Source organism: Pseudomonas sp. MF6396 (genome assembly GCF_002018915.1).
GTDB lineage: Bacteria > Pseudomonadota > Gammaproteobacteria > Pseudomonadales > Pseudomonadaceae > Aquipseudomonas > Aquipseudomonas palmensis.
In genome coordinates this window covers 35,932-46,668 of record NZ_MVOK01000034.1, presented here as the reverse complement: position 1 = coordinate 46,668, position 10,737 = coordinate 35,932, and the positions used below count along the sequence as shown (strand labels likewise).

Below are 10,737 nucleotides of genomic sequence, written 5' to 3'. Positions count from 1 at the left end.
TGCTCCTGCCCCTTGTGCGGAGGCGTCGGATGGGCTGCACCAGCCCCACCAGACCTGGCGGCAAGTCCAGTAACAGCAACAGTTCATACAGCAACTGACCGGTCAGCGGCGTGACCTCGGACGGTTTGTAGAGCACCGCATTGCCCGCCAACAGCGCGCCGACAATGCCCCAGAGCGCGATCTCCACCGGATAATTCCACGGCGTGATCACCGCAACTGTTCCCAGGCCCTGCCATACCGCGACATGTTCGCCATCTGCTGTGCGCGGCAACGGTTGCTCACCCAGCACAGAAGGCGCGCGGTTGAGCAGATAAGTGCACTCCTCGACGGCGTCGTCAATTTCCTCCAGAGCCTCGAAAAACGCCTTGCCCATTTCCATTGAGAGGGTACGGGCGAGGCGCTCCCTGGCAGCCACAAGTGCTGCCGGCAACTGTGCCAGTTGCTCAACGCGCCGGGACAACTCAAGGCCGCTCCAGACCTGCGCTGCCACCCGGCAGGCTGTAACCCGTTGATCAAGTTCACCGGCAGTGGTTGCCCGAAACCGGGCAACCACTGCATTGGCGTCGGCCGGATTAAACGAGGTGAACGTTCTAGACATGAGCGGCGATCAAAGCTGCACGGCCGGGATATAGGTGACGGGTTTATTGTTCATCACATAATCCCTGGCGTTTTTCTGATCATTGATCTGGATTTTCTCGCTGACATGCGCTTCGCAGAACGCTACATCGCGGGTGATCGCATCGGTCGCGTAATCAAAGCAATACCGACATTTGTCGCCGCAATCCTTGGCCTTGCACTCCGAGCGCAGGAAGATTTTCAGATAATCATCGAGTTTGCGATTGTCGATATGAATGTTGCTCAAGTACGCATCGGCCTCGACTGAATCCCGATAAGCAAAATGTTGGATCAAATCCAGAAGATTTCCGTCGTAATGACGCGCGTGATAGGCTGCGGCGCGCTTCTTCAGAAACTCGACCGGGGTATTTCGATCGGTGAATTTGAAGCGCTTGTAGCCGATTTGCTCGTAATGCGTCACGTCTTCCGGGCGGATCCAGTCCGCGATCAGGAAGTTTGCCGGCTCACGCAATCGTTCACGGCTGCACCAGTTGTAGCTGTAATCCTGCTCAATCGAGTTTTTGAGCGAATGGTGCGAGGAATGCGACAGAAAGTTCTGATGGTTGTAAATCTCTGGGCAGTACTGGAAACAGTTGTTGTTGACGATCAGTTCCAGCTCGGCCTTCGCCACCCGCGCAATACCCTTGAGTGTCTTGAAGTCCCGGTTCACTTGCAGCGGGTCGAGAACGATAATGTCTGCACCCAGGTCTTCCCAATATTTCACTTCGCCGACTGACTTGACGTAGCAACAGGCGGACACCTTGACCTTCAAATGTTCATGATTGGTCTTGATCATCTGCAGCAAATTGGGATTGCTGACCGTTACCGAGCGCACACCGGCTTCCGACACCAAGTCAAAGAAATTGAAGATCCGCCGCCGCGCATCATTATCAAATTCCGAGAGCCCCATACAGGTGGAGTTCATCACATAGTTGAAGTCCATGCCGTATTTCTGGCAGTGCTGGATATGTTCCTTCAGCTCCTTCCAACCGACATTGCGCAACATCGCGGTTTCATGCCCACCGCCCATAAAATCAACGGGCAATTTGCCGTAAACGGAAGTCACTCCATTGTCGGCAAAGTAATCGATCAGCTCATTGTCAAAAATTGTTGGCGCGATGAGTTCCATGGTTATCCCCTCGTTGAATAGCTCTAGGTCACGGTTGTACAAGTTCAGGTATTATTTTTTTCAGACGGTCTGCCGAAACAGGGCCTTGTCGCTGAATAAAGGGCGGCACCACGGACAGGTTGACGATGGTGCTGGAGAGCCCTTCCCTGGAAACGCCACCGTCCAGAATAAGGTCGACCTTGCCTTCGAATTGCTCACGGGCGCTCTCGAAATCGGTGATTGCAGGTTCGTTGGAAATGTTCGCGGAAGTCGCCACGAGGGGGAAATCCGCGCGCCGGGCAAGCTCTTCGACAAAGGCGTCGATGCAAACCAGCAGCACTGAATCCATGCCGCGCGTGATGTAGTCAGGCACTGTTGGCTGCTTGGGCACAATCAAACTGACCGCTCCCGGCCATAGCTTGATGATGCTGAGGGCCCGATCGTCGAGCTTTCCCCACTGTGCGGCCCTTTCAGGCGTTGTGTAATAACAAAGCGGTTTGGAACTATCACGCCCTTTCAAACGGTAGATGCGCTCTACCGACGCCTGTATCTGGCCGTTGGTGACCAATCCGTAAACATTGTCAGTCGGCAAAATAGCCACTGCACCTTCACGCAATAGCGCAATGACTTCGTCCATCACATCACTGTGTTTCTTCAGAATCCGGCTCATACATTCCCTTTGATTCAAGGCGTGTTAGTGCAGAAGTGCTTTATCAATTTCAATCACTGTCGGCCGGGTCTGGTCGAGTGCCCAGCACAACACCGGGTGCAAATCCTCATGGTGATTGATAGCCCGGTAATCAAAACCAAAAGAGTGCGTTAACGCCTTAAAGTCCGGGTTAGTCAACTCGACACCGGCGGTCGCGCCAAAATGTTCCAACTGATGATTCTTGATCGTGCCGAAGGCCTGGTCATTGACGATCACGAACACAATCGCCAGCCCGTAGTGGGCCACGGTGGCCAACTCGCAGCTGGACATCAGGAAACCGCCATCGCCACAGAACGCCATGACACGGCCCTGCTTGTGAGCCAGGCGCGCACCGATCGCAGCGGGAATGCCATAACCCAGGCACAGCGATGTGCCAGAAAACAGGAAGGCCTGCTGATCCAGCAGCAAATGTTCGACCAGTGGGTAACCTTGCTCGTGAACGTCAACGGCAATGATGTCGCCTGGTAACAACAGCTCATGCAGCAGTGATGCAACAAGCGGCGCAGGCCCGCGCAACAGCCCGACGTCACGGCTCAAGGCGGCCAGGTCCCATCCACTGATAGTTTGCGCCAGCATGCCTTGCAGCAATCCAAGGGTCTGCTTAAGCTCACCACACAGCGCAACATCGCAGGCATACACACTGTTGAACTGCTCGGTGTCCGGGTCGATCTGGATCAGCGGCGCCGACAGCGGAATACGCCAATCATCCGTATCGACCTGGCTGAATCGCGTGCCAATCGCAATCACCAGATCCGCATCGGCAATCAGGTCCCGGCAGGCCGGCTCGTACAACTTGCCGAGGTATAAAGCATGACGCTCGGGGAAACCGCCTTTGCCCAGCGTCGTGGTCAACACCGGCGCTTGCAGATGCTCTGCCAACCCTAGCAATGCTGCTTCAGCGCCCGCAGCAATCACCGCCCGCCCAGCAATGATCAGCACACGCTGTGAAGAGCTGATGAGTCGAACTGCGTCGTGCAAGCGCCCCGCGTTGGGGACGCACGCAACAACAGGGCTTGATTGCACCGACTTCGGGCCAAGTTCGCCGCGCAGGAAGTCCACGGTGAACTCCAGGAAAACGGGACGCGGACGGTCCCCGTGCAACGTTCGATAGGCCTGGCGCAGGTGAATATCGAAGTCCGACTCACACGTGACTGTCGCGCTGAAGCCGGTGATGGCCTGAGTGAATTGGCAATGCTTCAGACCGTGAAACAGCTTGTCCGCCGGCCGATCAGGGAAGCGCACCGGCTGGCGCACCGAAACGACAAGTACCGATGAGGCCGTCATCTGCGCTTCCAATAAACCACTGGCGGTATTACTCACACCTGGCCCCGGAATGACCAGCACCATTGCGATACGCCGGGACGACCGCGCATAAGCCTCCGCCATCATGGTGGCGGTGCCCTCATGGCGGCAGGTGATCAAGCGGATCCCGACGTACTGCAGCGCAAACGCGATGTCATTGACCTGGTTTCCCATCACGGAGAACACCAGTTCCACGTCTTGGTCACGCAACCATTGGGCGAAGGCATCCGCCCCGGTGTGTGGCCGTTTCTCAGATTTCAGTGCTGTTTGCATGGGGCTTCCAGATCAAGGTTTGGCGCGATGCTCGAGTTGCATCGAGTGTTCCGTGAGGACGGCGTAAAGGTCGGTGATACAGGTCTCCGGGATTTCCTTATCGTCCTGCATACGCAACTTGCGGAACGCAATCATCTGCTCCATCCGGGACTGCTGAACCACCGGTACGCCGTATTGCACCTTGATACGACACGCCTCTTTGATCACCTCGAAGCGCCGGTGCACGACTTCAAACAGTTGATCGTCGATCTCGTCGATCCTTGCCCGTACATCGTTCATCACGTTGAAGGACTCGATAGTCGACTTGATCGACTCGGCCTTGAGGCTCATCTCGGCGTACTCCTCCGCAGCATCCGAGTCGACGACGATGCCGCCACCCGCATGGAAATACAGTTGGCCGCTGTCGAAGTAGATAATGCGGATGCCTACACAGGTCTGGACCCAACCCTGGCGCCCAAAAAAACCGATTGCGCCGCAATAAGGCCCACGGCGATGGCTCTCCAGCTCCTCGATAATTTGGACCGCGCGAATTTTCGGCGCGCCGGTGATCGAGCCGCAGGGGAACGTTGCCGCCAGCACGTCGGACAGCATCACGTCATCACGCAACGTGCCCGCGATGGTCGACTCCAGATGGTAAAGCTGATTGAAACGTCGAATCGCGCAGAGTGCCTCGACCTGCACCGTACCCTGCTCACAAATTCGCCCCAGGTCATTGCGCATCAGGTCCGCGATCATGACGTTTTCGGCACGATTCTTCGCCGAACCAAGCAGCGCCGCGCGTTGATCCTGACCGTTGATTTCGCACCTCAGGGTGCCCTTGATCGGACTGGCCGTGATGCGCCCAGCCTCGATCGAAAGGAAGCGCTCGGGAGAGGTTGAAATTAGCGGTTGGGCAAAGTCCAGAAGGGCGAAATAGGGATTGGGCGTGCGACTACGCAACGCCTCATAAAGATGGATGACATCGCCCAGGTAACTGCCGCAAAAACGGCTGGTGAAATTGACCTGAAATACATCACCCGCCTTGATGTACTCGATGATGCGCTCAATACTTTGCTGATATTGGTCTTCGGGGGTGTCGCAAACAACATCTCCACAGAGGACAAAAGCAGAACCGTCCTGGGTCACCTCGGATCGCACCAGCGCTTCAAACACGGCGACCCGCTCAATCTGGGCTTCGTCATCGACCACCCAAGTGGCCGTCGCCGCCACGCGATCAAACACCAGCACCGCCCCGTAGCGTACAAGGCATACATCAGGCATCGCGGTGTCTTGAGCAATATGTGGAACGTAGTATTCAAAATCATTCTTGCGGTCATACCCGATGTAGCCCATGCAACCGGTTTGATATGGCTGGCACAAGACAGGACCGCCCAGAGGCGCCCAGGCATCGACGACTGCCTTCCAATCGTGAATGATCTCCTCGCGCCCGGTCGCCACATCCAAAAGGCTCGCCTTACCCTCCGTCACAGTTAATACACTGCGAGCGCACGCGCCGATCAGCGTATAGGACGAATGCCCGTCCACACACGGCCCTAAACTTTCAAGTAGCCCGGTACGGTGTTCTATCAGTCGCAACTTTTTATAAAAAATAAACGCGTCTGTAATGCAGCTTTCAATCAGCATAGAGACCTCTCTTTTTAAAAGCCAGAAACCGCCGGCGTGATCTTAGAGCGCGGCTTGAGCCCAGCAATAGTTAAGAAGTTGGACAGCACTGTTTTGCCTGGCGCTCCGGTCAATACAGACTCCGGATGAAACTGCACACCATAGATTGGATAGTGGCGATGCTCCAACGCCATGACAGTTCCATCGTCCAGCGTGGCGGTGACTTTCAATTGCGGGTGATCAACACTGTGCATTTCAACATGCAAAGAATGATAACGACCTACCGTTATCCGTTCAGGCAGACCGTTAAAAAGCGCTGAACGCTGGAGTTCGACTATTGCCTCTTTACCATGTGCCGGCCGTGGATGACGCCCGACGACACAGCCATAAACATGACCGATACACTGATGCCCCAGGCAGATGCCAAGTACCGGAATACCGGACTCACCAAATAAGCGCACCGCCTCGTTTGAATAACCGGCTTCACCGGGACTCATGGGACCGGGCGAAATAATAACGGCCTCAACGTCCGCAACAGTGAGCTGTTTCAAACTTACATCATCGTTGCGCAAGACTTTTATCTGATCAGCCGGGTAATCAAGCCACTGCAAAATATTGAATACAAAAGAGTCGTAGTTATCAATAATCAACAACATAGTGTCGAACCTCCAGGCCCTGACGGTTAATTGATGATTGTTTCGCAAATGTTGTTGCGCCAGGCGACCCCATACAGACAGGTAAGCATCAACGCCGCCAGCGTCGCAACCGACGCCGCGAGTACAACTAATCCGGTTTCGACTCCATACACGTCCATGACGTTACAAATAGTCAATATCAGTGCCAGCGTTACCACCGCATTGACCGATTCCCCAAGCGTCAGCGCCCGGCCGGCCCCTTGCAAATCCGTTAGTCGATTGAATTGCACAACGGCCAGGGGCCGCGTGATACCGGCCGAAAACCCCATCAGTATGGGCGATAGGTAAAGCAACTGAGGCACAGGCCCTTGGTACATCAGGACGCCGCCAGCCAGCGTCAGAAAAGTATAGGAAAGCATCACCGTCAGGCGCTCACCGAACCGCTGACAAATGGCGGTGCTGTAACTCGCCGTGAGAATTGAAACAACGGTATAGACACCCATCACCACACCAAATACAGCCAGCGGGACCTTGAACAGGATCAAGTAAGTGATAGGGATGAAGGCTACAAACATCGACATGAAAATAGCCCGCGTTGTGCCGTAGCTCAAAACACTCATCAATAAGGCGGGCGAACGCGCCAACCATATATACCCGGTACTCGTGGTAGTAAGGGGTGACTGTCCCTTGCCGGTATAAGGTTCAATAAAGAAACACGCAGACAGTGCCGCCAGCAGTGGCGGAACAATACTGATCAGGAGCGCGGTGCGAGCCCCATAAAGTTGAGCAACCACACCACCAACGACACTGGCAGTGATGACACACACCAGAACGATTACATGGGCCTTTTTTTGCACTTTCGCCTGTTGTTCAGCATCGACCAAAGAGCGAGACATCAATGAGGCGTCACCGCCCGCGGCCAAGGCATAACCGGCGCCTGTAAGCAGCTGCGCAATAATAGAGTATGAAGTCTGCGCCCCATAAACCAACAACGTCAGCCCGCATGCCTTAAGCACCTCGCCGAAAACGATGATGCGCTTGGCGCCAAAATATTCAATCAACTTGCTGGTTGGCTGCTCAAATACCATGACACTCAAGGAATACACACAGAGCAACACGCCAATCTTAAAAAACGATTCGCCCTGCACAAAGAAATAAAGCACCAGCACCGGCAGATAAAAATACAGTCGAGACACAGCCCGATAAATGAAGAACATTCGGGTATTACGCGCAGCCGTAAAAACCTGATCCATTGAACCCGCCTCCCTGCGCAGTTTAAGTGCGGCGTACTTACCTACCTCCACCCCGCCGGTATGGAAACATACTTCGACTATCAAATGAACTATCAGAACTGATAGTGAGTCTGTGCGACTCACCTTGGGCAACAAAAATATAGCGACGTCTCTCTTCCTTATAAACCGCTCGCCAGCAGACAATCACTGGCGACGCGTCCAAGCTTGCGGTTACTCCCGTCGCCGCGAGCCGGGAGATATCCAGTTGCCCCGCTTCACTGACCTGCAATGCCCCGACTCGTTGGCCGCGCTGACCCAGTTCGACTGCACGAACAATTGCTAAAGCTCCGCCCCAAACGCCCCGAAGGACTCAGCATGGTTTGGACAAGGTGCCGGTAAGTAGAGGGCACTGGATGCGGCTCTACGCCTCGCGGCCTGAACCGCCTTGTACAAGACCGCCTAGCCAGTGGCTACTGGTTAGGCGTTTTATATCCGATGGGTGCACCATCGAGATCCAGCAGTGATCCAGCAGCATGTATGCCTATGTGTATGCCTGATAGACTTGATAATAAAAAATATTTTTAAATGCATCATATTAGTGGATTGGTTCAAATGACTGTGTAGCCACCAAGTACTAAAAAGGGCTTACCGAAAGGTAGGCCCTTTTTTCATGCCTGAAGAAAAGTGCCGGCCGCTTCGCCGGCAAGGCCGGCCCCTGCACGCCCGCAGGAGCCAGCCTGATCCTTTCAGAGCGACCAGCGCAACGTCAGCATCGCATTGCGGGGGTCACCGTAGAAGTTGCCGCCATACACCGTGTTGGTGGCAATGCTCTGGTAGTACCTGGTGTCGAACACGTTGTTCACGTTCAGGCGCACGTCCAGGTGCTCGGAGGCCTTGTAGCTGAGCATCAGGTCGACCAAGGTGTAGGCATCCTGCTCGATGCGGTAGGTGCTGTCGGTGGCGTACCAGTTGTCACCCTTGTTGTAGATCGCATTCTGCCGGTACACCCCGCCGCCGACCTTCCAGCGCTCGAGCTCGCCCGGCAGCTGGTAGGTGGTGAACGCCTTGAACACGTGCCGCGGGATGTCGGTGTCGAACAGCCGCCCCTCGTTGGCCGGGTCGCCGTCCTTCACGTACTTGACCTGGGCGAAGGTGTAGCCCGCGCCCAGTTCCCAGCCCGGCAGTACGGTGCCGTTCACTTCCAGCTCGATACCCTCGCTGCGCAGCTTGCCCGCCGCCTCGGAGCAGCTGGGCACCAGGTCGGAGCACTGGTAGCGCTCCAGGGTCTTGGCGCGATTCTCCTGGTCGATGCGAAACACCGCGGCACTGGCATTCAATGCGCCGTCGAAGTACTCGCCCTTGATCCCCACCTCGTAGTTTTTGCCCTCGATCGGCTTGAGTTCGCTGCCGCTGGCGTCCTGCTCGGACTGCGGCTTGAAGATGTCGGTGTAGCTCACGTACACCGAATGCTGCGCATCCAGGTCGTAGATCACCCCGGCGTAGCGGGTCAGGTTGCGCGTGACGCTCACGTTGACAGGCTTGCCCAGGCGCGTGCCGTTGCGGGTCTGGGATTCGCTGTCGTACCAGTCCAGGCGCCCGCCCACGATCAGCTTCAGGTCGTCGGCCAGGTTGAAGCGCGACGTGACGTAGGTGCCGGTCTGCGAGGTTTCTCGGTCCTGGTGCCAGTAGTTCAGGTCCAGGCGACGCTTGGGCAGGCTGCCGGGGTCCCAGGCATGGATGTTCATGCCGATCAGGTCGTCGCTGTAGTTGCCCTTGCCCTCGAAGGTCAGCTCGCGGCGGCTGGCCCCGACTACCAGTTCGTGTGTACGCCCCAGCAACTGGTACGGCCCGGTGGCATAGGCGTCATAGCTGCTCTGCTCGTCGTCGTAGTGGTACTGCCCCAGGTACTGGCCGAACACCTCGCCCTCATCGCCCATGCGCTCGGTCATGCTGCCGAGCATCTTGAGCTTCGACCAAGTGCGGCTGGCCGCCAGCAGCAGCTTCCAGTCGTTGTCCAGGCGATAGTCCAGGCGGCTGAACAGGGTGGTGTTGTCCTGGTCCCAGTATTCCCAGTCGTTGCCCAGGTAGGTGGAGCGCGAAAGGTGCAGGTCGCTGCCGTCGATGCCAGTGGGCAGGCCGCCCCAGGTGGAGGTGTTGTTGACGCTCTGGTTCGACAGCCCCAGGGTGAAGGTGCTGTTGTCGCTCAGGTCGGCCTCGCCGATGGCATAGAACACCGAGCGCTCGGTATCGGCCACGTCCTGGAAGCTGTTGCGGGTCTGGTAGGCGGTGACCATCCTGCCGCGCAGGGTGCCGCTGTCGTTGAGCGCGCCGGAGCCGTCGACCTCGGTGCGGTAGTTGTCCCAGCTGCCGGCACTGCCGGTGATGCTCAGGCGCGGGTCGGCCGTGGGGCGCTTGCGCACCATGTTGATCGCCGCCGACGGCGTGCCCGAGCCCTGCATCAGGCCGGTGGCGCCGCGCACCACCTCGACGTGGTCGTAGATCGCCATGTCGGGCGTGGAGTTCATGTCCCGCGAGAGGTAATGCGACAGGTCGTTGGAGAGCCCGTCATTCATCAGGTTCTCGACGGTGAAGCCGCGGGCGTAGAAGGTCGGGCGCTGCGGGCCGTCCTTGGTCATGGACATGCCGGGGGTGTTCTTGAGCACATCTTCCAGGCTCTGCATGTCCTGGTCGTCCATGCGCTGGCGGGTGATCACACTCACCGACTGCGGGGTTTCACGGATGCTCAGGGGCAGCTTGGTGGCCGTCTGCATCGGCCCGGTGGTGTAGGAGCCGGTACCCTCGGTGGTGCTCCCCAGCACCTGCCCGTTGATACTGGTGGCGCCCAGCTCCACCGCGCCGTTGGCCGCCGGCAGCGCAACCAGCACGTAGCCGTCGCTACTGGCCTGGGCCTGCAGGCCGTGGCCGTACAGCAGCGCGGCGAAGCCGTCCTGCAGGGCATAGTTGCCCTGCAGCCCGGCGCTGGACAGGTTGGCGACCTGGCCGGCATTGAACGAAATGGCCACCCCCGACTCGCGGGCATAACGGCTCAGCACGTCGCCCAGCGCCCCGGCCGGGATGGCATAGCGCTGCACCTGCTGCTGCGCATGCGCCGGCTGCAGGGCCAGCAGCGGCAGCGTGCCGAGGGCTAGATGAACCGCCAGCGCCAGGGCGCGGCTGGGCTTGAGGGGCTTGTGTGAAGGCATGTTCCCGACTCTCCGATGTATTGGCTAATACAAGGACGCACAGGTAACGGGAACTGGA

The 10,737-nt window shown here is 57.3% G+C and carries 8 protein-coding genes; all 8 read right to left on the bottom strand.

Annotation, left to right across the window (positions count from 1 at the left end):
• The coding region (locus MF6396_RS25115; RefSeq protein ID WP_153046117.1) for an aldehyde dehydrogenase family protein at positions 1-598 on the bottom strand (598 nt) is incomplete at its 3' end.
• Between the two features lie 9 nt (positions 599-607).
• Entirely contained in the window at positions 608-1,744 is a 1,137-nt protein-coding gene (locus tag MF6396_RS25110) for a U32 family peptidase (protein WP_060765431.1), read from the bottom strand.
• Between the two features lie 28 nt (positions 1,745-1,772).
• A complete protein-coding gene (locus tag MF6396_RS25105) occupies positions 1,773-2,393 on the bottom strand; it encodes an L-threonylcarbamoyladenylate synthase (RefSeq protein ID WP_060765432.1) in 621 nt (206 codons plus the stop codon).
• Positions 2,394-2,417: 24 nt separating this feature from the next.
• Positions 2,418-4,007, bottom strand: coding sequence for a thiamine pyrophosphate-binding protein (locus MF6396_RS25100; RefSeq protein ID WP_078481782.1), 1,590 nt, complete (start codon positions 4,005-4,007; stop codon positions 2,418-2,420).
• Between the two features lie 12 nt (positions 4,008-4,019).
• The gene (locus MF6396_RS25095) at positions 4,020-5,630 is read right to left on the bottom strand and encodes a chorismate-binding protein (protein WP_078481781.1); all 1,611 of its coding nucleotides are present in this window, start codon (positions 5,628-5,630) and stop codon (positions 4,020-4,022) included.
• A 14-nt stretch (positions 5,631-5,644) separates the two neighbouring features.
• Complete coding sequence (locus tag MF6396_RS25090; RefSeq protein WP_060765300.1) at positions 5,645-6,265, bottom strand: anthranilate synthase component II; 621 nt, start codon at positions 6,263-6,265, stop codon at positions 5,645-5,647.
• A 26-nt stretch (positions 6,266-6,291) separates the two neighbouring features.
• Positions 6,292-7,497 carry an MFS transporter gene (locus MF6396_RS25085; protein WP_060765299.1) on the bottom strand — a complete coding sequence of 402 codons (1,206 nt, stop codon included), beginning with the start codon at positions 7,495-7,497 and terminating at the stop codon, positions 6,292-6,294.
• A 725-nt stretch (positions 7,498-8,222) separates the two neighbouring features.
• Positions 8,223-10,679 (bottom strand): TonB-dependent siderophore receptor, encoded by a 2,457-nt coding sequence (locus tag MF6396_RS25080; RefSeq protein WP_058540622.1) that lies wholly within the window; start codon positions 10,677-10,679, stop codon positions 8,223-8,225.
• Positions 10,680-10,737 lie beyond the last annotated feature (58 nt).

Excerpts from the sequence above, each read along its gene's own strand:
- MF6396_RS25110 (WP_060765431.1), bottom strand. The coding sequence starts at position 1,744 with ATGGAACTCATCGCGCCAACAATTTTTGACAATGAGCTGATCGATTAC.
- MF6396_RS25105 (WP_060765432.1), bottom strand. The coding sequence starts at position 2,393 with ATGAGCCGGATTCTGAAGAAACACAGTGATGTGATGGACGAAGTCATT.
- MF6396_RS25100 (WP_078481782.1), bottom strand. The coding sequence starts at position 4,007 with ATGCAAACAGCACTGAAATCTGAGAAACGGCCACACACCGGGGCGGAT.
- MF6396_RS25095 (WP_078481781.1), bottom strand. The coding sequence starts at position 5,630 with ATGCTGATTGAAAGCTGCATTACAGACGCGTTTATTTTTTATAAAAAG.
- MF6396_RS25090 (WP_060765300.1), bottom strand. The coding sequence starts at position 6,265 with ATGTTGTTGATTATTGATAACTACGACTCTTTTGTATTCAATATTTTG.
- MF6396_RS25085 (WP_060765299.1), bottom strand. The coding sequence starts at position 7,497 with ATGGATCAGGTTTTTACGGCTGCGCGTAATACCCGAATGTTCTTCATT.
- MF6396_RS25080 (WP_058540622.1), bottom strand. The coding sequence starts at position 10,679 with ATGCCTTCACACAAGCCCCTCAAGCCCAGCCGCGCCCTGGCGCTGGCG.